17 protein-coding genes are annotated in these 19,828 nt (G+C 74.5%); 8 read left to right on the forward strand and 9 right to left on the reverse strand.

All coding sequences use genetic code 11. From position 1 onward, the window contains the following. Window positions 1-155: 155 nt before the first annotated feature. Both IH44_RS0125210 and IH44_RS0125215 read right to left on the reverse strand, forming a co-directional pair. On the reverse strand, window positions 156-3,359 hold the full coding sequence (locus IH44_RS0125210; protein ID WP_030462002.1) for a penicillin acylase family protein: 3,204 nt from the start codon (window positions 3,357-3,359) through the stop codon (window positions 156-158). Window positions 3,360-3,571: 212 nt separating this feature from the next. Beyond that, window positions 3,572-4,432, reverse strand: coding sequence for a helix-turn-helix transcriptional regulator (locus IH44_RS0125215; RefSeq protein ID WP_030462003.1), 861 nt, complete (start codon window positions 4,430-4,432; stop codon window positions 3,572-3,574). A 191-nt stretch (window positions 4,433-4,623) separates the two neighbouring features. On the opposite strand from IH44_RS0125215, the gene IH44_RS0125220 reads away from it, so the two are divergent. Beyond that, window positions 4,624-5,676 carry an aldo/keto reductase gene (locus IH44_RS0125220; RefSeq protein WP_030462004.1) on the forward strand — a complete coding sequence of 351 codons (1,053 nt, stop codon included), beginning with the start codon at window positions 4,624-4,626 and terminating at the stop codon, window positions 5,674-5,676. 78 nt (window positions 5,677-5,754) lie between these two features. Here IH44_RS0125220 and IH44_RS0125225 read toward each other — a convergent pair whose 3' ends face one another. Further along, window positions 5,755-6,768, reverse strand: a complete 1,014-nt coding sequence (locus IH44_RS0125225) for a DMT family transporter (RefSeq protein WP_081967105.1) — start codon at window positions 6,766-6,768, stop codon at window positions 5,755-5,757. Window positions 6,769-6,816: 48 nt separating this feature from the next. Between IH44_RS0125225 and IH44_RS0125230 the strand changes: the two genes are divergently transcribed. Continuing rightward, on the forward strand, window positions 6,817-7,332 hold the full coding sequence (locus IH44_RS0125230) for a MarR family winged helix-turn-helix transcriptional regulator (RefSeq protein ID WP_030462006.1): 516 nt from the start codon (window positions 6,817-6,819) through the stop codon (window positions 7,330-7,332). Window positions 7,333-7,470: 138 nt separating this feature from the next. Next, window positions 7,471-7,818 carry a hypothetical protein gene (locus IH44_RS0125235; RefSeq protein ID WP_030462007.1) on the forward strand — a complete coding sequence of 116 codons (348 nt, stop codon included), beginning with the start codon at window positions 7,471-7,473 and terminating at the stop codon, window positions 7,816-7,818. A gap of 145 nt (window positions 7,819-7,963) precedes the next feature. Here the strand turns inward: IH44_RS0125235 and IH44_RS41390 are convergent, their stop codons facing one another. Beyond that, window positions 7,964-9,190 (reverse strand): serine hydrolase, encoded by a 1,227-nt coding sequence (locus IH44_RS41390; protein WP_051817296.1) that lies wholly within the window; start codon window positions 9,188-9,190, stop codon window positions 7,964-7,966. 292 nt (window positions 9,191-9,482) lie between these two features. On the opposite strand from IH44_RS41390, the gene IH44_RS0125245 reads away from it, so the two are divergent. The 3 genes from IH44_RS0125245 to IH44_RS0125255 all read left to right on the forward strand — a co-directional run bounded on the left by IH44_RS0125245 (window position 9,483) and on the right by IH44_RS0125255 (window position 12,656). Next, window positions 9,483-10,220, forward strand: a complete 738-nt coding sequence (locus IH44_RS0125245) for an ATP-grasp domain-containing protein (protein WP_030462009.1) — start codon at window positions 9,483-9,485, stop codon at window positions 10,218-10,220. Between the two features lie 247 nt (window positions 10,221-10,467). Further along, the gene (locus tag IH44_RS0125250) at window positions 10,468-12,075 is read left to right on the forward strand and encodes a hypothetical protein (protein ID WP_030462010.1); all 1,608 of its coding nucleotides are present in this window, start codon (window positions 10,468-10,470) and stop codon (window positions 12,073-12,075) included. A 56-nt stretch (window positions 12,076-12,131) separates the two neighbouring features. Beyond that, window positions 12,132-12,656 (forward strand): AAA family ATPase, encoded by a 525-nt coding sequence (locus IH44_RS0125255; RefSeq protein WP_030462011.1) that lies wholly within the window; start codon window positions 12,132-12,134, stop codon window positions 12,654-12,656. 101 nt (window positions 12,657-12,757) lie between these two features. Here the strand turns inward: IH44_RS0125255 and IH44_RS0125260 are convergent, their stop codons facing one another. Continuing rightward, on the reverse strand, window positions 12,758-13,837 hold the full coding sequence (locus tag IH44_RS0125260; protein ID WP_030462012.1) for a winged helix DNA-binding domain-containing protein: 1,080 nt from the start codon (window positions 13,835-13,837) through the stop codon (window positions 12,758-12,760). A 197-nt stretch (window positions 13,838-14,034) separates the two neighbouring features. Here IH44_RS0125260 and IH44_RS0125265 point away from each other — a divergent pair, with 197 nt between their 5' ends. Further along, entirely contained in the window at window positions 14,035-14,997 is a 963-nt protein-coding gene (locus IH44_RS0125265) for a TerC family protein (protein WP_030462013.1), read from the forward strand. Window positions 14,998-15,024: 27 nt separating this feature from the next. Here the strand turns inward: IH44_RS0125265 and IH44_RS0125270 are convergent, their stop codons facing one another. The 4 genes from IH44_RS0125270 to IH44_RS0125285 all read right to left on the reverse strand — a co-directional run bounded on the left by IH44_RS0125270 (window position 15,025) and on the right by IH44_RS0125285 (window position 19,155). After that, window positions 15,025-15,351, reverse strand: a complete 327-nt coding sequence (locus IH44_RS0125270) for a putative quinol monooxygenase (protein ID WP_030462014.1) — start codon at window positions 15,349-15,351, stop codon at window positions 15,025-15,027. A 119-nt stretch (window positions 15,352-15,470) separates the two neighbouring features. Further along, a complete protein-coding gene (locus tag IH44_RS0125275) occupies window positions 15,471-16,490 on the reverse strand; it encodes an acetamidase/formamidase family protein (protein ID WP_030462015.1) in 1,020 nt (339 codons plus the stop codon). Beyond that, a complete protein-coding gene (locus tag IH44_RS0125280) occupies window positions 16,487-17,932 on the reverse strand; it encodes an APC family permease (RefSeq protein WP_030462016.1) in 1,446 nt (481 codons plus the stop codon). Before IH44_RS0125280 ends, IH44_RS0125275 begins: the two co-directional genes overlap by 4 nt. A gap of 161 nt (window positions 17,933-18,093) precedes the next feature. Further along, the gene (locus IH44_RS0125285; RefSeq protein ID WP_232795081.1) at window positions 18,094-19,155 is read right to left on the reverse strand and encodes an ABC transporter substrate-binding protein; all 1,062 of its coding nucleotides are present in this window, start codon (window positions 19,153-19,155) and stop codon (window positions 18,094-18,096) included. Window positions 19,156-19,256: 101 nt separating this feature from the next. Here IH44_RS0125285 and IH44_RS0125290 point away from each other — a divergent pair, with 101 nt between their 5' ends. Next, on the forward strand, window positions 19,257-19,727 hold the full coding sequence (locus IH44_RS0125290; protein ID WP_030462018.1) for a helix-turn-helix domain-containing protein: 471 nt from the start codon (window positions 19,257-19,259) through the stop codon (window positions 19,725-19,727). Window positions 19,728-19,828 lie beyond the last annotated feature (101 nt).

Here is a 19,828-nt window from a genome sequence, read left to right on the forward strand (position 1 = left end):
CCCTCACCCCCGCCCAACGCGACCGCTGCGCCACCGAGCCACCCCCCGCCCTGCCCGCGGCCCCGGGCGTCGACCACACCGCGGCCTGCCACTACCCGGACTGAGCCCGGGCCCCGGACGCGGTCGGCGTCCGGGGCCCGGGGCCCGACGGGTCGTCACTTCCCGTACACGGAGACCTCGTCGATCGAGTAGCGGTTGTCGGTGCCGCGGGCCAGCATCACCACCCGGACGTGGCGGGCGTCGACCGGGGTGAAGGAGCGGTTCTCCAGGCCGCCGCGGTCGGTGGTGGTGGAGTAGACGGTGCGCCAGGCGGCGCCGTCGGTGGAGACGTCGATCCGGTAGGCGGTGGCGTACTGGTCGGACCAGTCCAGGACCACCCGGCCGACCTTGCGGACGCTGCCCAGGTCGACGTCCAGCCAGGCGGTGGCGACCGTCTTGGAGGCCCAGCGGGTGCCGGTGTCGCCGTCGACGGCCTGCTTGGGCGGGTAGGCGACGACCACCGCGTCCTGGTAGTCGGAGGCGGTGGCGGTCGCGCCGCGGGCCAGGTCGGTCAGGTCGTCGGTGCGGCGGGCCGGGAACTCCACCACCTGCTGGTAGGTGGGCCGGTTCTGCCAGGCGATCCGCGGGACGGTGATGCCGCCCATCGCCCGGTGCACGATCGAGTCGGCGCACAGCTGGTCGCCCGCCGCGCAGTACTTGTCGGCCGGGTAGGTGGTGGCGGCCGGGGTGGCCACCGCCCGGGCCAGCGTGGTCAGCAGCACCTGGCGGCAGGCGCTCAGCGTGCCGGCGCCGCAGTACGCCCGGTCCAGCGGGCCGGCCACCGGGCGGCCGAGCACCGTGCGCAGGTCCTTGTCGACGTACGACCACCAGCCGTGCTGGAACGCCGAGCCCTTGTGCGCCTGGCCGGCCGCGATGTCGCTGCCGCCGGAGGTGGCGCCCAACTGCCCGCCGGAGGGCGTCTCGTTGATCGGGGCGACGGCCGTCAGCGCCTGCCAGGCCGGATCGCCCAGGCCGGGCCGGAACTCGCCCTCCACCAGCAGCGGCCACCAGGCGTCCAGCACCCGGATCGCCTCCGCGTCGGTGTACACGCCCGCGCCCTTGGCCGCCTCGCGCCGGTGCGAGCCGCCCGCCGCCCAGGCCCGCAACTCGGCGATCGCGTCCGCCGCCGCCGGGTCGGTGACCGGCGCCGAGTCCAGCACCGCGAGCAGTTCGGGCAGCACCCGTTCGGCCCGCAGGTCGACGTTGGCGGCGTCCTCCATCGCCTTGACCAGGTCGGTGCGGGTGACGGCGCCGCGCTGCACCAGCGCCTTCACCCGGCTGTCCAGCAGGTCGGCCCGGTGGACGGCGCCGTTGCCCCAGGCCGAGGTGAAGCCGGGGGCCTGCTTGTTGTTCCAACTGACGTAGTAGTCCTGGTCGGTGGAGTGTGCGTGCCGGTCGGCCGGTTCGACCGCGGAGGTGTTGGCGGCCTTGTCCCAGCCCTGCCAGGTGTAGGCCGGCAGGGCCAGGACCGGCAGGTCCGGGTCGGTGCCGGGGGCGCGCAGCGGCTCGGTGCCGGAGTTGTAGTAGGCGGTGTGGTCGGCGTCCGCGTAGAACCAGTTGAAGGTGTAGCCGATGTCCTGCGCGGCGCGCTGGAAGGCCGCCGCCGAGGTGATCGCCGCCGGGTCGTTGAACTGCTGGAAGCCGATCACCGAGTCCACCTCGTGCCGGTAGGTGGAGCGCAGCGCGGTGTACGCCACCGGCCGCCCGCCGACCGTCCCGGTGTGGGTCACCAGCCCGTACGCCGAACGGAGCGTCACCAGGTCGTAGGCGCCCGCCGCGGTGGAGTCCGCGGTGCTCGGCTGCCAGGCGTCGTGCTGGACCAGCCGCTCGAACGGGGTGCAGGCGCCGTCCAGCAGGTAGCCGGTCGAGGAGGTGGACGGGGTGCCGCCGCCCGGTTCGCACAGGTCGACCGCGAAGGTGTCGGTGATGTCCTGGTTGGCGGAGGTCGCGCTCCACGAGTAGTCCAGGCCGCGGCCGATCTCCACGTAGAAGCTCAGCCCCGGGAAGGACGCGCCCCGGCTGCGCAGGCCCGGCCCGTCCAGTTCCTGCACCATCAGGATCTGCGGCGCGTAGTAGCCGGTCTGCGGGCCGTACACGGCGACCGGGTGCCCGGAGGCGGTGTGCGCGCCGGACACCAGCAGGGCGTTCGACATGCCCTTCTTCGCGGTGATCAGGTCGGCGGGCAGCACGCCCTCGGCGGCTCCCGCCACGGCGGCTCCCGCCACGGCGGCCCCGGTGCCCGTCCCGTTGGCGGTGTGCGACACCTCGGCGACCGAGCCCGGGTCCGGCAGCGCGGTGCCCACCGGTGCGGCGGGCGAGGCCGCATACGGGAAGGTGGTGCCGTCGTGCACGGTGGGCGTCGCCTCCGGGTCGTCCTCGGCCCGCCAGGCCGCGTACGCCCGGTCGCCCGCCTCGGTGCCGTACTGCTGGCGCAGCGCGATCCGGGCCAGCGCGTTGCCGACCTCGCCGCCCCCGCCGCCGCCGAAGATCGCCCCGATCACCGAGGAGATCGCCACCACGTCGGTGGCCGTGAACGGGGCGATGGTCGAGCCGTGCCCGGTCAGCACGTACTCGCCCGGGTAGGTGTTCGCCGCGACGTCCGCCGCCGCGAAGGCGTTCAGGCCCGCCACGTAGTCCTGCACGTCCTGCCAGGCCTGCGCCCCGCGCGGGCCGGACGCCTTCACCCGGTCGATCTGCTGCTGCAGGTCCGCCTCGGTGTACGGGGCGACCGCCCACAGGCTCTGCTCCAGCTCCCGGTTGCCCGCCGCGCCGCCCGCGAACGAGGACAGCTGCCCGCGGCCGACGTGCCGCAGCACGTCGATCAGCCAGAGCCGGTCCTGCCCGGCCGCGTACCCGGCGCCGAACTCGGTGTCCGAGCGGGTCACGCCCTTGACGTGCGGGGTGCCGGTCGCCTTGTCCCGGGTGATGGTCACCCCGGGGCGCGGCGTCGTGGTGCTCTCCACCTGCCCGGCGGGCACCCCGAACGAGGCGTCGTTGAAGTACGCCGACAGCTGGTCCGGCGTCAGGCCGCTGTAGTCGTGCAGCAGCGCGTCGTACTCGTCCACCTGGTCGGCGGAGTGCGCGGGCCGGGTCCCCACGCTCTGGTGCAGCAGGATCCCGGCCAGCGTGGCGTGGCCGTTCTCACCCGCCGTCAGGACGTCCTGGCACTGGCCCAGGCACGGGTCCCCGGCGGCGGGGGCGGGCCCGGCGGCGGCCCCGGCGGCCGGCTGGGCGGTGAGCGCGCCGAGCAGCAGCGCGGCGGAGGCGAGGACGGCGAGGGCGGCCGAACGCAGTCGGCGGGGGCGGGGGGCAGCGGGCACCTGGGCCTCTTCCTGACAGGGGGTATCGGAAGTCCGGGCGCACGCTAGTCCGCGAAGTGACCCCCGGGTAGGGGGCGGGCGGGACCCGCCATGGAACTGTCACCCGCCTGTCATGAACGCGAGTTGACGCACCGTCAGGACCTGCCGGAACGCGCAGGCCGGTGCGGGTCCGCGCGGACCGGTGCGGGCTCGCGCGGGCCGTGGCGGGAGGTTCAGGAGACGTCCGGGACAGCCGGGGCGAGGGGGCGTTCGGCGAGCTCGGCGAGGACGTGCAGGGCGGCCTGGGAGGGGGAGCCCTCCTCGGCGGTGTAGGTGACCAGGGTCTGGTCGGGATCGCCGGGCAGGGTCAGGCTCTCGTAGGCGACGGTGAACTCACCGACCGCGGGATGGCGCAGGTGGTAGCTGCCGTGGGTCTTCTCCCGGATCTCCTGCCGCTCCCACAGCCGCCGGAACTCCGGGCTGGCGTCCGACAGTTCACCGATCAGCGCCGGGTACGCCGGGTCCCCCGGGTGGCGGCCGAGGTCCAGGCGCAGGTAAGCGACGATGTCGCGGGCCTTGGCCTCCCGGTCGACGAAGCGGCTGCCCAGCTCCTCGTGGCAGAAGACCAGCCACGCCTTGTTGAGCCGCTCGGGCGGCAGCGCGGCGAAGTCGATCATCATGGCGGCCATCGGCGCGTTCCAGGCCAGCACGTCGGTGCGGCGGCCCACCACGTACGCCGGGGTGTGCGGCATCGAGTCCATCAGCCTGCGCAGGCCCGGACGCACCTGCTGCACGGGCGTCGGCAGCAGCCCGCCGCCGGCCCGCACCAGCCGGTGCAGGTGGCCGGTCTCGACCGCGTCCAGGCGCAGCGCCCGGGCGACGGCGTCGACGATCGCGTCGGACACGTTCTCGGCCCGGCCCTGCTCGAACCGGGTGTAGTAGTCGGCACTCACCCCGGCGAGCTGGGCCACCTCCTCGCGGCGCAGCCCCGGCACCCGCCGCCGCTCGCCGAAACCCCGGATCCCCGCGTCCTCCGGGCGGATCCGGGCACGGCGGGAGCGCAGGAAGGCACCGAGGTCGGCTCGTCGGTTCATGGCCACGATCCTATTGAACCGGGCCCGGCGAACCGGTCCCGGGCAACCGGGCCCGGCCCGAAGGGGGTTCCGGCAGACCCAGGACGGGCGGTACCGGGGACGAACGGAGCCCTGGGTGCGGCCGGGCGCGGTCGTGAGGATGGGGGGCGCACCACCCGGACACCCGAACGCAACGTGAGGAACCCGCAGTCATGGACGCTCTGCCCACCACCCGCCTCGGTGGCACGGACCTCGACATCAGCCGGATCGGCTTCGGCGCCTGGGCGCTGGGCGGGGCCGGCTGGGGCTTCGCCTGGGGCGCCCAGGACGACGCCGACTCGGTCGCCACCATCCACCGGGTCGTCGAGGCCGGGGTCAACTGGATCGACACCGCCCCCGCCTACGGCCTCGGCCACTCCGAGGAGGTCGTCGGCAAGGCGATCGCCGCCCTCCCGGAAGCCGAACGCCCGTACGTCTTCACCAAGGCCGGCCTGGTCTGGGACGAACCCGACCCGTTCGCCGCCCCGCGCAAGCTGCTCAAGCCCGCCAGCATCCGGGCCGAACTGGAGGACTCGCTGCGCCGCCTGGGCGTCGAGCGGATCGACCTCTACCAGGCGCACTGGCCCGGCGACGGCGCGCTGCTGACCTTCGGCCCCGACGAGGACCCGGCCGCCACCGCCCGACACGCCACCGCCCTGGAGGAGTACTGGGCGGCGCTGGCCGAGCTGAAGGCCGAGGGCAAGGTGCGGGCGATCGCGCTGTCCAACCACGACGCCGCGCAGCTGGCCGCCGCCGAGGCGGTCGCGCACGTCGACGCGATCCAGCCCCAGTTCAGCCTGCTGCACCGGGAGGCCGCGCCCGAACTCGCCTGGGCGCACGCCCACGGCACCGGGGCGATCGTCTACCAGCCGCTCCACTCCGGGCTGCTGACCGGGACGTTCAGCGCCGAGCGGGTCGCGGCCCTGCCGGACGACGACTGGCGCAAGGGCTTCCCCGAGTTCACCACCGGCCTCGCCGCCAACCTCGCCCTGGTCGAGGCCCTGCGCCCGATCGCCGCGGCGCACGGCACCACGGTCTCCGCGGTCGCCCTCGCCTGGACGCTGGCCTGGCCCGGCGTCACCGGCACGATCGTCGGCGCCCGCCGCCCCGGCCAGGTCGACGACTGGATCGGCGCCGGATCCCTGGAGTTGACCGACGCCGACCGGGACGCGATCACCGCCGCGATCACCGCGACCGGTGCCGGCGCGGGCCCGGTCCGCCCCTGAGCCCCGGCCCCGGCCCGGCCCGACTCCGGCCCCAACTCCCGCTCCCGCTCCCGCTCCTGTTCTTGCTCCCGTTCACGCTCACGCCTCGGGCGGAGGCTCGCACCCCTGCGCAGCCGTCGCCGCCGCCCGGCGGGCGGGCGGGACGCCGGGCCGGCCGGCCCGGGCGCGGGGTGACGCCCCGTCGGGGCGCGGGCGGCCGAGGAGGACGCCGACGGCGACCAGCGCCATGCCGCCGAGCCGGGCGGGGCCCAGCGGTTCGCCGTCCAGGACGGTGCCGAGCAGGACGCCGGTGACGGGGTTGAGCAGGCCGATCAGGCCGACGGTCGCGGCGGGCAGCCTGCGCAGGCCGGTGAACCAGACCAGGAAGGCCAGGGCGGTGGCGACCAGCGAGGTGTAGCCGAAGGCCGCCAGCGCGCCGCCGTCCAGCGCCGGGGGCGCCCCCTCGGCCAGTGCGGCGACCGGCAGCAGGAGCAGGCCGCCGAGCGTCAACTGCCAGGCGGTGGAGGCCAGTACGCCCGGAGTGCCGCCGCCGTCCGCGGGCGCCGCCCAGCGCTTGGCGAGCACGTAGCCGACCGAGGAGGCGAGCAGCGCCCCCAGTGAGGCGAGCAGCCCGGGCAGGCCGTCCGCACCGCTCGCGCCGCCGGTGCCGACGGCGCCACCGCCGCCGCCCGCCGGGCCCGGGTCGCCCGCCAGCATCAGGACCACCCCGCCGACGCCGACCGCGCCGCCCGCCAGTTGCGCGGGCAGCGGGCGTTCGCCGGCCAGCAGCCAGGCGCAGAGCATCAGGGCGAGCGGGGAGAGCGCCATCACCATGGCGGCGGTGCCGGCCGGGAGCCACTGCGAGGCCAGGTAGACCAGGACGAAGAACGCGGCGGTGTTCAGCGCCCCGAGCACCGCCGAGCGCCACCACCAGGCGCCGCGCGGCAGCCGCCGGGCCGCGGCGAGCAGCAGCAGCCCGGCCGGGAGGGCGCGCAGGGCCGCGCCCCAGAGCGGCGCGCCGGCCGGCAGGTAGCGGTGGGTGACGTAGTAGTTGGCGCCCCAGGCCACCGGGGCGAGGGCGGTCGGGACACCCCACCGGATTATCGCTTCCATGGAAGACAATATAGCTTCCACGGAAAACACCACCGCTATGCTGGGGTCATGGAGCAGCCCCTCGACCACGTCGCCCGGATCCAGGCCGCCTGGCAGCGCGAACGCCCCGACCTGGACGTCGCCCCGCAGGGCGTGATCGGCCGCCTGCACCGGGTCGCCACCCTGCTCACCCACGAGCTCTGCGCCGTCTACGCCCGCTACGACCTCGGTGAGGGCGAGTTCGACGTCCTCGCCGCCCTCCGCCGGGCCGGCGCCCCCTACGAACGCGCCCCCGGCGAACTCGCCGCCCACACCATGGTCACCACCGGCGCCGTCACCAAGCGCATCGACCGCCTCGAACGGGCCGGCCTGGTCACCCGCCGCACCGCCACCGAGGACCGCCGCGGCCGGGTCGTCGCCCTCACCGACGCCGGCCGCGACCTGATCGACCGCGCCTTCACCGACCACATCCGCAACGAGCACCGGCTCCTCGCCACCCTCACCCCCGCCGAGGCCGACCGGCTCGAAGCCCTCCTCACCGACTGGCTCGCCCGCCTCGAACCCGCCGACCCCACCCCCTCCTGACCTGGACCCCGGACCCCGGACCCCGGGCCCGGACCGGGAACGGGAACGGCCAAACTCCCGCAAAAGCCGCGCATACTCGCCGTGAAGCCGGGCAGCCGACCCGCAGAACGACGAACTCCCCTCACGAAGGAGGCAGTTGTGAGCGACGGCATGTGGGGCTACGAGAACGCCGAGGGCCACCGGCCGGGCGTCGACCTGACCGGGTTCCGGGTCGAGGCCGCCGACGGGCACATCGGAAAGGTCGACAAGCACTCCTACGAGGCCGAGGACGGCCACATCGTGGTCGACACCGGCCCGTGGATCTTCGGCCGCACCGTCCTGCTCCCCGCGGGCACCATCCGCCGGATCGACGAGGAGGCCCGCACCGTCTGGGTCGGCCGCACCAAGGACGAGATCAAGAACGCCCCCGAGTACCACCACGAGTCCCACGCCGGAGACCCCGAGTACCGCCGCACCGTCGGCGGCTACTACGGCACCGGCCTCTGACCCCCCACCTCTCCCGGGGGCGTCCCGCAACCACAGGGCCGGGACGCCCCCGGGCCGGGTCCTCCTCCGCGGCGGCGGGGGAGGACTCCGAACTCGGCGCAGCGGAGGAGGACTTCGGTTCAGGTCCCCGGTTCAGGGCTCCGGCTCAGGACCCGGCCGGTCCGCAGAAGGCCAGGTCGACCAGGGCGACCGCGGCGGGCGTCAACGCGGCGCCCTTCGCCTGGTCGTACGGGTTCGCCGAGACCGAGACCTGCCGGCGGCCCGCCCGGTCGCCGAACAGGTAGGTGGTGTAGCCGTAGATCCCGCCCGGGTGGCCCCAGACGTTGCCGCAGGACAGCTTCAGCTTCATCAGGCCCAGCCCGTAGTCGGTCGGCGGCTGCACGTCGGCCGGCACCGTGGTGGTCATCTGGGCCAGCTGCGCCGGGGCGAGCAGGCGGCCGCCGAGCAGCGCCGCGTCGAACCGGGCCAGGTCGTCGTTGCTGGAGATCAGCTCGCCGGACGCGCCCGCCACCGAGGTGTTGAACTCCGTGACGTCGGCGGGCCCGTCGGAGAGCTGCAGGTAGCCGTGGCTGTGCGGGCCCGGGATGCCGGTGGCGGTGCCCGGCAGCGAGGTGCGGTGCAGGCCGAGCGGCCGGATCACCCGCCCGCGCACCTCGCTGCGCCAGTCGTGGCCGGTGACCTTCTCCACCAGCTCGCCGATCAGCAGGTAGTCGGTGTTCGAGTACTGCCAGCCCTGGCCGGGCGGGAAGTACGGCGGGTGCGAGAGGCCGATGGCGATCAGCTCGGACGCCGACCAGGTGCGCCAGCGGTCCTGGTCGAGCAGGCGGCGCTGGTCGGCCTCGGTGTCGTAGGCGAACCGCGGGTCCTGGGTGTAGTCGTACAGCCCGGCGGTGTGGTTCATGACCTGACGGACCGTGATCGCCGAGCCGTTCGGCACCACGCCCGGCAGGTAGCGCTCGATCGGTTCGTCCAGCCCGACCCGGCCCTCGCCGACCAGTTGCAGGACCACCGTCGCCAGGAACGTCTTGGTGATGCTGCCGGCCCGGAACGCGCCGTCCACCGGGGCGGGTTCGCCGGTGGCCAGGTCGCCGACGCCGGAGGTCCCCCGCCACACCACCCGTCCGTCCTGCCGCAGTTCGCCGGTCGCCGCACTGGCGCCGCCTTCGCCGGTCAGCGCGTCCAGCCCCTGCTGGAGCTGCTCCGGCCGCACCTTCGCCCCGGGCCAGGAGGGGCCCGCGAACCCGGCGGCCCCGGTGGCCCCGGCGGCTCCGGTGGCCTGGGCGGCCCCGGCGGTCGGGGCGAGGACGAACACCGACGCGCCCGCGAGCAGCGCGGCGGCCAGTCGCCGGGCGCCCGTTCGGTACTGCTTCACACGATTCTCCTTGTTCGGGAGTGACCGGACAGTCGGGGTTCGTCACCGCCCAGCCTCACCGCTCCGGGCGGGCCCCGGCATCGCGCGCCGGAAGGAGGAGGCCGGGACCCGGGTCGTCCCGGGGGAGGAAGCCGGGTCGGCCCCGCCCCGACCGACGGGGGATTGCCCTCCGACCGGCAGCATGACAGTCCGTCAGGTGCGGCGGGCGGCACGGTGGGACTAACGTGGCGGACTTGCGGAACAGGGGGAGGAGAACGCGGTGCTGGTCATGCCCGGGCGGCGGACGTCGACGATGGAACTGCTGGCCGCCGAGGCGGCGGGCCGGGGGATGCCCGTCCGGGCGGCGGAGGAGCCCGGGCTGACCGGCCCCGCGTACTGGTACGGCGGGCCGGTCGCGGGGGCGCGGCTCGCGGGGCGGCTCGGGTTCGCGCTGCTCGAACCGACGGACGGCTGGCTCGCCGAGCTGCCGGAGGAGTTCACGGGCCGTCAGGTCCGGGCGGGGACCCTCGCGGACGCGTGGGCGCTGGACCGGCCGACGTTCGTCAAGCCGCCCCGGGACAAGTCCTTCCCCGCCGAGGTCCACGGCGACGGCTCCCGGCTGCCCGCCGACCTGGACCCGGCGACCCCGGTACTGCTGTCCGAGGTGGTGACCTTCGCCGCCGAGTACCGGCTGTTCCTGCTGGACGGCCGGATCGCCGCGGCCAGCAGGTACGCGGTGTTCGGCCGGCTCGACCCCCGCCCGCTCGGCCCGGACCGGGAGGACCGCTCCACCGCCGCACAGCTCGCGGAGTTCGCCGACCGACTGGCCGCCGCAGCCGGACCCACCCTGCCCAGCGCCGTGGTCGTGGACGTCGGCCAACTGCTCGACCCCTACCGCCCGGGCCACCGCTGGGCCGTGGTGGAGGCCAACATGGCGTGGTTCTCGCACGCCTACGCGGCCGACCCGGCCCGGGTACTGGACGTGGTCCTGCGGTCGGCGGGCCCGCGCGAGCACGTGCGACCGCGGGACGCGGCGTTCGAACGGCGCTGATCCGGCCAGGCCCGGAAGGCCAGGCCCGGAAGACCAAGTCCGGAAGGCCAGGTCCGGAAGAGCCGGTCCCGAAGACCCGTTCCCGAAGAGCAGGCCCGGGGCCCGTTCCCCGCCGTCCGCGCGCGTCCCCGAGGGACGCGCGGCCTGCGGGCCGGTGCCGCGCCCAAATGCGGTTGACGTCGATTCAGTCCCCTGACAGAGTGCTCCCGCAGCGCGATCGAACGCGTTCAAAACAGGGGGGAACTGCATGTCAACCACCATCGGCAGGCGCCTGGCCGCCACCCTCGGTACCGCCGTCGTCCTGATGGCCGTCGGCGTGCCCGCGGCCACGGCCCAGGGCGGGGAGTCGGCCGTGACCGACCCCAGGGCGGTCCCGACCCCGGGCTCGCTCGCCACCGGCGGATCCACCGACGCCTGCGACGACACCACGGTGCCGGGCTGGATCACCACCACCGAGCCCGTGCTTACCGCCCGCACCACCGCGCCCGGTACGCGCTTCAAGGTGTGGAACGCGGCCGGCGCCAAGGTTTTTGACGGCTCGGCCCAGTCGGCCGCCGACGGCACCGTCCAGGTCCGGCCCACGGGCCTCGCCGAGGGCGCCGGCTACTCCTGGCAGGCCTGGCCCGACTACGGCCCGGGCGGCGGGCAGCCGACCCCGGTCTGCCACTTCGGGATCGACGCCACCGCCCCGCAGTTCACCGTCGGGTCCACCGACTTCCCGGAGTCCGGCAGCGGGGGAACCCCGCTGAAGTACGCCGGCCAGAGCGGGACCTTCACCGTCAAGGGCACCGACCAGGGCTCGGGCGTGGCCTGCTACCGGTACGTCCTCAACGGCACGCTGAGCGTCGGCTCGCCGTGCCGGGGCGAGGGCACCGCGCTGGCGGGCGCCGACGGCGGCGCGACGTTCCAGCTGAGGCCGACGCAGTGGGGCACCAACGTCCTCACCGTGCAGGCGTTCGACAACGCGGGCAACGCCACCCAGCCGGTCAGCTACACCTTCTACGCGCCCTCGAACCCGAACCCGCCGGCGGTCCCGGGCGACGTCAACGGCGACGGGGTGCCGGACATCCTGCTGCCGGACGCAGCCGGCAACCTCCAGGTCATCAGCGCGGACGCCACCACCACCGTGCCGACCTCGACCGTCGCGGCCGTCCGCGCCCCCGGCGGCGAGGGGTGGACCGGCCTGCAGCTGCTGCACCGCGGCTGGGACCAGTCGCACGCGCCCGTGGACGACCTGATGGCCCACCGGCCGGGCAGCGCCAGCCTCGCCCTCTACCGCAACTTCGACCTGGGCGGCTTCACCCGCGGCTACAGCTCGGTCGAGCGGGACGTGGACCCGTTCGACCCGCCGGTGCTCCCGGAGGGCTTCAACCCCGACTGGTCGAAGGCCGTCCAGCTGGTGCCGCTGGGCGCGCTCGGAGCGGATCAGCGGACCTCGGTCCTCACCGTCGAGGACGACAGCCTCTGGCTCTACACCAACCCCGGCTTCATGTACAACTACGCGACGTTCGTGCGGATCTCGACCGCGAGCGCCTGGAGCGGGTACGACCTGATCGCCCCGGGCAAGGCGGCCGACGGCTCGCTCGCGCTCTGGGCCCGCAACCGGGCCACCGGCGAGCTGCGCACGTACCCGATCGTCAAGGGCGCCGACGGCGCGTACGACTTCGCCGCGCTGGCCGACCCCGCGACGGGCACGGTGATCGGCACCTTCCCGGTCGCGGAGTACCCGACGCTCGGCAGTTCGGGCGACGGCAACGGCGACGGCCGGCCCGACCTGTACGCCGTCACCGCCGACCGGCACCTGCTGACCTTCGACGGCGTTAGCACCCCGAAGGACCTCGGCACCCTGCGCTGATCCCCCCGGCCGGGGCCCGTCCGACCGGACGAGCGTACGGGCCCTAGCCTGGGCGGGTGATCGTATGGCTGAACGGCACCCACGGGGCGGGCAAGACCACGACGAGCGCGCTGGTGCAGCGGCTGCTCCCGGACTCGCGGGTGTTCGACGCGGAGAAGGTCGGCGAGACGCTGATGGACATCTCGCCGGGGCTCCCGGCGACGGACAACTTCCAGCACTGGCCGCCGTGGCGGCCGCTGGTGGTGGAGACCGCCCGGCGGGTGCTGGAGTACACCGGCGGCACGCTGGTGGTGCCGATGACCGTGCTGGTGGAGGAGTACTGGCGGGAGATCGCCGCGGGCCTGGCCGGACACGGCATCCCGGTGCGGCACTTCGTGCTGCACGCCGACCGGGAGACGCTGCGCGGACGCATCGCGGGGGACACCGTCACCGGGCCGGACTCCCCGTTCCGGCTCAGGTACCTGGAGCCGTACGCGAAGGCGGCCCGGGGCTGGCTGCACGAGGCGGCGGAGGTCGTCGACACCACGCACCTGACGCCCCACCAGGCCGCCCGGCGGATCGCGGAGTCCGTCCTCGACTGAGCCCGTCTTCGACCGAGTCCGTCGTCGACCGAGCCCGTCCTCGGCCGGGCCCGTCGTCGGCCGAGCCCGTACCGCGCCCGCCGCCTTCCGCGCCGCCCGGGTCAGCCGGCCGCCGTGAACACCACCCGCTGCCCGGGGCCGAGGAACGCCGCCAGCCGGTCGGCCTCCGCCGCCACCTGCCCGGTGGCGCCGTTGGGCAGCGGGCGGAACGGGGTGACCAGCAGCTCCGTGCCCCGCACCGCCCAGGTGCCCGCGACGAAGCCGTCCAGCAGGAAGGTCGGCAGCACCCGGGCCGCGCCCGGCATCACCCGCGGCCGGTCCGCCTCGGCGAGCACCCGGGTGCGGTCCGCGTGCCCGAGCAGCAGGTTGTCGTACGCGGGCAGGAAGCGCACCGGGACGGGCCGGTCCGGGTCGGCGGGCGCCGCGTCCGGCAGGTCGAACAGCTCGGTGCCGCGCTCGTCGCGGTGCACCCGCAGCCCGGGCCGCAGTTCCTCGAACACCGCCCGCATCCGGGTCAGCCCGGACCAGGCCTGGAAGTCCTTCACCCCGGCCGGGCCGAACGCCGCCAGGTAGCGGAGCACCGCCGCGCCCGCCGAGAGCTCGCCGGGGCGCGGTTCGGCGAGGGTCAGCGAGGTGTTCGTCCGGGGGCTCCAGCCGCCCCAGGCGGAGCTGTCCGGCCCGTGCACCACCGGCACCCGCAGCTGCACCGCGCCCGCCAGCAGCTTCCCGTCCCGCCCGGGGTAGCGGGCGCCCAGTTCGGTGGCGAGTTCCTGCCGGGAGAGCCGCCGCCCGGCCAGCAGCTCCCGGCCGACCGCCGCCAGCGCGTCCAGGTCGAGGCCGTCGGTGGCCGGGGTGAAGTAGCCGGCCCGCGAGGTGCGTTCCAGCACCGGCTGCAGCAGCGGCCGCCAGCGCCCGTAGTCCGCCCCGCCGGACAGGTGCTGGGTGCTGCGCAGCGACGCCGCCCGCACCATCCGCCCGTCCGCGAGCAGCTCGGCCAGCCGCTCGCGCCGGAACCCCTCGATCCGGGCCCACAGCCCCAGGTAGGGCCAGTTCGGCTCCTGCGCCTGCAGCGCGACCAGCCGCTCCACCACGTCGGGTACGCCGAGCCCGGTCCGTTCGGTGAGGAACTGCCGCTCCAGCAGCGTCCGGTTCAGGGTGCGGACGGACAGCACGTCGTTCATGCGGTGCGGGTTCTCCCGTCGGTGGGTGGTGGGGCCTGCCGCCACGCTAGGGGCCGCAGCGGCCACTTTCCGTCCGCAATGGCCGCCGTCGCCGTCCACCGGCGGAAGGCCCGGCCGGGTGTGTCGTGCGGGCGGGGCGGTTCCGGCCGGTCAGGATGGGGCTTTCCGACGGGACGACGGGATACCGGGGAGCAGCCATGGACGTGTCCGCGGGCCTGTGGGCCGGCACCATCGCGGTGCTGGTCGCGCTGATCGTGGCCGACTTCTTCATCGGGGGCCGCAAGCCGCACGAGGTCTCGATCAAGGAGGCCGGGGTCTGGACCGCCGTGTGGGTGGTGCTGGCGGGGCTGTTCGGCTGCTTCGTGTGGGGGTACGCCGGATCGAAGTCCGGGGTGGAGTTCTTCGCCGGGTACGTCACCGAGAAGTCGCTCAGCGTGGACAACCTGTTCGTGTTCATCCTGATCATGGGCAAGTTCGCGGTGCCGAGGATCTACCAGCAGTGGGTGCTGATGTTCGGCGTGATCATCGCCCTGGTGCTGCGGGCGGTCTTCATCGCCGGTGGTGCGGCGCTGGTCGCCCAGTTCTCCTGGGTGTTCTACGTCTTCGGCGCGTTCCTGGTCTGGACGGCCGTCAAACTGCTGCGGGAGGCCGGGCAGGACAAGACCGAGGAGGAGTTCGAGGAGGGCCGGCTGCTGCGGATGATCAAGAAGCGGGTTCCGTCCACGGACGAGTACCACGGCACCAAGCTGTTCGTCCGGATCGACGGCAGGCGGCTGATGACGCCGATGATGACCGTCATGCTGGCGATCGGCACCACCGACATGCTGTTCGCCCTCGACTCGATCCCGGCGATCTTCGGTCTCACCCAGGACGCCTACATCGTCTTCACCGCCAACGCCTTCGCGCTGATGGGCCTGCGCCAGCTGTACTTCCTGATCGGCGGCCTGCTGACCAGGCTGGTCTACCTGTCCTACGGGCTGTCGGTGATCCTCGGCTTCATCGGCGTCAAGCTGATCCTGCACGCCCTGCACGAGAGCGGCGTGCACGTGCCGGAGATCGGCATCGCGTTCTCGCTGGGCTTCATCGTGGTGGTGCTGGCCGTCACCACCGTCGCCAGCCTGCTGGCCTCCCGGAAGCAGGACCGGGCGGCCGGCGCCTGACGCGGGGTCAGGCGCCGGCCGGAAGGCTCAGCCGCGCGGGCTGAGTTCGGCCATCGCGCTCCAACCGGTGCCGGGGACCTCGACGTTGACGATCTCCGGGGTGCGGGCGATGAAGTCCGGCATCCAGGCCATCGCGGTCTTGAAGTGCTCCGACTCGACGTGCCGGGCGCCCGCCTCGCCGTCCCGGAACGCCTCCAGCAGCACGTACTGGTGCGGGTCGTCGACGCTGCGGGACCACTCGAAGAAGACGTTGCCCTCCTCGGCGCGGGTCGAGGTGGTGAACTCCTCGACCCGCTCGATCCAGCTCGCGCTGTGTTCGGGCCGGACGGTGAACTTGACGGCGATGAAGATCACGACTGCTGCTCCTCCGCGGTGGGTGCGCACACGCGCGCGTGTGCCTTCACCTGCAACGATCGCAGATCCGCCCGGCCCACCGGGTCACCGGCTCCGCAGGTAGGCCGCCGCGGTCCGGGTCACCGGCTCCGCAGGTACGCCGCCGCGGTCGCCCGCAGCCGCTCGTGCAGGCCGTCGTACGCCCGGGCCCGGCCCAGTACGGACTTCGGCAGCTTGGCGGCCATCGTGTAGTTGGTGTCGCAGACGTTCGCCGCCGGGGCCAGCCCGGCCTGGCTGACCAGCTGGTAGGCGTCCAGCTGGTCCAGGCCGAGCAGGTCGGCCGTCCAGCCGACCAGGTCGTGCTGGCTGATCCGGAACGCGTCCTCCAGCGGGCGGGCCGAGCCGGTGCTGATCAGGTAGTCGTCGTTCTCCAGCCGGGGCCAGGCCGGGCCGCCGCCCTTGACCAGGTCGACGATCACGGTGGTGCGCATCGCCGCCTCCACGGCCGTCCCGCACACCTCGCCCTCGCCCTGCCGGGCGTGCCCGTCGCCGATCGCCAGCAGGGCGCCGTCCACGTTGACGCCGAAGTACGCGGTGGTGCCGGCCCGCATCTCGGGCGTGTCCAGGTTGCCGCCGTGCGCGCCCGGCGTGATCGAGGCCAGCACCTCGCCGGCCGCCGGGGCCACGCCGACCGTGCCGTGCATCGGGTCCAGCGGCAGCGCGACCGCGAAGTCGGAGTTCCGGGCCCGGAAGTGGCACAGGCCCGCGGCCACGTCCAGGTCGTACACCCAGACCCGCTCCTCCAGCGCCGGGTGCAGCATCGCGGTCTGGTGGGTGGCGGTCAGCGCCCCGAAGTGCGGGAAGGTGCTGGAGAAGCCGCGGTCCCGGGCCGGGGTGATCTCCACGAAGTGCACCGCCAGCACGTCCCCCGGCTCGGCCCCCGCCACCGCGATCGGCCCGGTCACCGGGTTGAGGTACGGGAACACGCACACCCGGCTGGGCAGGTCGTCCACGCCGCGCACCTTGCCGCCGAAGCAGTCCTCGGTGGTCAGCTCCACGATGCTGCCGGGCCGAACCGTCGTCAGCGGGGCGCGCCCGCCGAAGGTGTAGGCCCAGTCCTCCGGGCCGGGGGAGAGGCGGACGGTCTCGGGCAGGGTCACGGGGTCTCCTCGGCGGTGTTCTCGGTGACGTTCTCGGCGGTGTTCTCGGCGGTGTTCCCGGGACTGGCGACGGACAGCTTCGGGGTGCGGCCGGTGACGACCAGGCCGGTCAGCACCACCGCGCCGACCAGCAGCCAGACGAAGCCCAGCCGCTGCGCCGCGATGTTCGCGTTGACGACCACGTACGCCAGGATGGCGAAGCCGATCACCGGGGCGATCAGGTGCCGCCAGTAGTCCCTGCTGCGGTTGCGCACCAGGTAGTGCACCACCACGGCGACGTGCAGCACCAGGAAGGTGGTCAGCGCGCCGAAGTTGACCAGGGTGCTGAGCAGCGTGATGCCGTCGTCCCGGGAGGTCATGTAGAGGCCGAGCAGCAGCGAGACGCCGGCGGTCAGCAGGGTCGCGTTGACCGGCACCCGGCGGGTCGGGTGGACCTTGGCCAGGAAGGACGGCAGCTGGCGGTCGCGGGCCATGGCGAACAGCAGCCGGCTGGTCGCGGCCTGCGCCACCAGCGAGTTGGCGAAGCCCCAGGCCACCGCCGTCGCGGCGGCGGTCAGGGTGGCCAGCCAGCCGCCGGCCGCGGTGCGCGCGGCGTCGTAGAACGCGGTGCCGCCCGGGTCGCCGTCGCGGATCAGCGCGTCCGGGTCGGTCACCAGCAGCGAGGCCACCCAGGTCTGCACGATGAACAGGGTGCCCGCCAGCAGCAGCGCCGCCACCATCGACCGGCCGATGGCCTTCGTCGAGTCCCGGTTCTCCTCCGAGAGGGTGGAGATGCCGTCGAAGCCGAGGAAGCTGAGCACCGCGATCGACACCGCGCCGAACGCCAGGCTCCAGGAGAAGGTGTGCCCGTTGTACAGCGGCGTGAAGTCGAAGCCCCGGCCCTTGCCGTTCGCCAGCGCGATCACGCCGACCACCACGAACAGCGCCAGCACCACCAGTTCGCCGACCAGCACCGCCTTGTTGACCCGGGCGGTGGTCTCGATGCCCAGGTAGTTGACGGCGGTGTTCAGCAGCACGAACCCGACCACCCACAGCCACACCGGCACCGAGGACACCAGCGAGTTCATCGCCACCCCGGCGATCAGGTACAGCAGGCCCGGCACCAGCACGTAGTCCAGCAGGATCATCCACCCGGACAGGAAGCCCACCGGCGCGCCGATCCCGCGCCCCGCGTAGGTGTACACCGAGCCCGCCATCGGGAACGCCCGGGACATCTGCGCGTACGACAGCGCGGTGAACATCATCGCCACCATGCCCAGCACGTACGCCAGCGCGACCATGCCGCCGGAGCCCTGGAAGACGCCGCCGAAGATGCCGAACGGCGCGATCGGCACCATGAACACCAACCCGTAGACCAGCAGGTCGGTGAAGGTCAGGGAACGGCGCAACTCCTGTTGGTAGCCGTAGCTCTCGATGCCCTGCGGCGCGGGTGTGTCGGCCATGGGTGCTCCCTCTCCGTGACGGCCCAGCGGGTGTGGGGGAGACTGTAGGGCCAAGTATTTCCAGATGGAAGGGTTTTCTCGGCGTACGGGATCCACTGCGCACGGTCACGAAGGGCTCGGGGCGGGGCGGGGCAGGACGGTGCGGGGTAGGGCGGGGCGGTTCAGGGCAGGACGGCGAAGCCCGGCCCCTCGGCCCGGGCCAGGTGCACCGTCCGCCGTCCGGCCCGCAGCAGCGGGGCCGCCGCCCGGGCGAGGCCGGACGGCTCCAGCGCGCGGCGGGCGGCCAGTCCCGCCAGCAGGTGCAGGCCGTCGTACAGGCCCACCGCGTACGCGTCCAGCACCGGCGCCCACGGGCCGCACAGCGCCCGGTGGCGCTCGGCCAGCGACTGGCGCGGCTCCTCGGCCAGGGTGGCGAACGAGGGCATCGCCGCGTACAGCGTCCCGGTGCCGTCGCCGCCCAGGGCCAGCAGGCCGTTCTCCTCCAGCGCGCCGGACAGCCGCACCAGCCGGCGGTCCAGGCCGCTGCGCCGCAGCGCCCGGTGGAACACCACCTGGTCGCGCCCGATCAGGCTGAGCAGCAGCGCGTCCGCGCGGGCGGCGCGCAGCCCGTCCAGCAGCGGCTCGACCGCCCGCTCCACCGCCCCGAACGCCACCCGGCGCTCCAGCACCACCCGGGCCCCGGCCCCGGCCGCCAGCCGGGCGGCGGCCCGGTGCACGGTGCGCGGCCAGATGTAGTCGTTGCCGATCAGCGCCCACCGGCGCAGCCCGTGGCGCTCCGTCAACTGCTGGATGGCCGAACCGAGTTGGGCCGCCGGGGAGATGCCGGTGCAGAGCACCCCGGGCCGCCGCGAGCCGCCCTCGTGCGGCGGCGTGAACACGTACGCGATCCGCTCGGCGGCCACCGCCTCCACCGCCCGGTGCACGTCGCTGGTGTGGCAGCCCGCCAGCGCGTCCAGCGCGCCCGCCGCCAGCAGTCCGCGCACCTCGGCGGCCACCGGCTGCGGCGCCCCGCCCCCGTCCACCAGCACCAGTTCCAGCGGCCGGCCCCGCACCCCGCCGCGCGCGTTCACCTCGTGCGCGGCCAGCAGCGCGCCGTCCAGCGCGGACGGGCCGGTCAGCCCGAGCGTCCCGGACTGCGGCACGACGAGGCCCACCCGGAACGCGCCGCCCTCCCGTCCGAGGTGCAGCGCGTCGAGCGGATCGACCAGCCTGACGTCCAGCATCACCCGTCCTCACGCGTTTCCCGCCGGTGCGAGTATCGTCGTGCCGCCGGGCCCCGGGAAACCCCTCCGGGTCACGGCAAGGGATCGGAACGGGAGGCCGGATGTCCGCGGACAGCGCCACGCGGGAGGACGCCGTCGGCCGGGAGGGCGCCGTCGGCGGGGAGGCCGCCCCGGCGCCGCTGCTGGTCGAACTCGTCGCGCTCGCCCACCGCCGCCTCACCACCGGACTGGCCGCCGCCCTCGCCGAGGAGGACTGCACCGTCGACCAGTGGCGGGTGCTGCGCGCCCTCGCCGACGGGCGGGGCCACCCGATGGGCGAACTCGCGCAGTCCCTGCTGATCCCGCAGGCCAGCCTCAGCCGCCTGGTCGACTCCCTCGCCGACACCGGCCAGGTCTACCGCCGCCACGACGAGCACGACCGCCGCCGGATCACCGCCCACCTCTCCCGCACGGGCCGCACCCGCCTGGCCCGGCTCGACGCCCTCGCCGCCGCCCACGACAGCGCCGTCCGCGCCGCCTGCGACCTCCCCGACCCGGCGGCCGGACCGCTGGCCCGCCTCGCCGCGCTCTGACGCCCCGTCGCCCGGGCTGACGTCCCGTCACCCCTGCTGACACCGGCTCAACTCCGGCTGACACCGGCTCAACTCCGGTGCGGCGTGCCCGGTTCGGCCCC

The organism is Kitasatospora sp. NRRL B-11411, assembly GCF_000721345.1.
Lineage (GTDB): Bacteria > Actinomycetota > Actinomycetes > Streptomycetales > Streptomycetaceae > Kitasatospora > Kitasatospora cineracea.

Coding starts and splice junctions, on each gene's coding strand:
- IH44_RS0125260 (WP_030462012.1), bottom strand. CDS start 13,837: ATGAACGACGTGCTGTCCGTCCGCACCCTGAACCGGACGCTGCTGGAG.
- IH44_RS0125245 (WP_030462009.1), top strand. CDS start 9,483: ATGGAACTGCTGGCCGCCGAGGCGGCGGGCCGGGGGATGCCCGTCCGG.
- IH44_RS0125230 (WP_030462006.1), top strand. CDS start 6,817: ATGGAGCAGCCCCTCGACCACGTCGCCCGGATCCAGGCCGCCTGGCAG.
- IH44_RS0125215 (WP_030462003.1), bottom strand. CDS start 4,432: ATGAACCGACGAGCCGACCTCGGTGCCTTCCTGCGCTCCCGCCGTGCC.
- IH44_RS0125265 (WP_030462013.1), top strand. CDS start 14,035: ATGGACGTGTCCGCGGGCCTGTGGGCCGGCACCATCGCGGTGCTGGTC.
- IH44_RS0125225 (WP_081967105.1), bottom strand. CDS start 6,768: ATGGAAGCGATAATCCGGTGGGGTGTCCCGACCGCCCTCGCCCCGGTG.
- IH44_RS0125285 (WP_232795081.1), bottom strand. CDS start 19,155: ATGCTGGACGTCAGGCTGGTCGATCCGCTCGACGCGCTGCACCTCGGA.
- IH44_RS0125280 (WP_030462016.1), bottom strand. CDS start 17,932: ATGGCCGACACACCCGCGCCGCAGGGCATCGAGAGCTACGGCTACCAA.
- IH44_RS0125290 (WP_030462018.1), top strand. CDS start 19,257: ATGTCCGCGGACAGCGCCACGCGGGAGGACGCCGTCGGCCGGGAGGGC.
- IH44_RS0125220 (WP_030462004.1), top strand. CDS start 4,624: ATGGACGCTCTGCCCACCACCCGCCTCGGTGGCACGGACCTCGACATC.
- IH44_RS0125250 (WP_030462010.1), top strand. CDS start 10,468: ATGTCAACCACCATCGGCAGGCGCCTGGCCGCCACCCTCGGTACCGCC.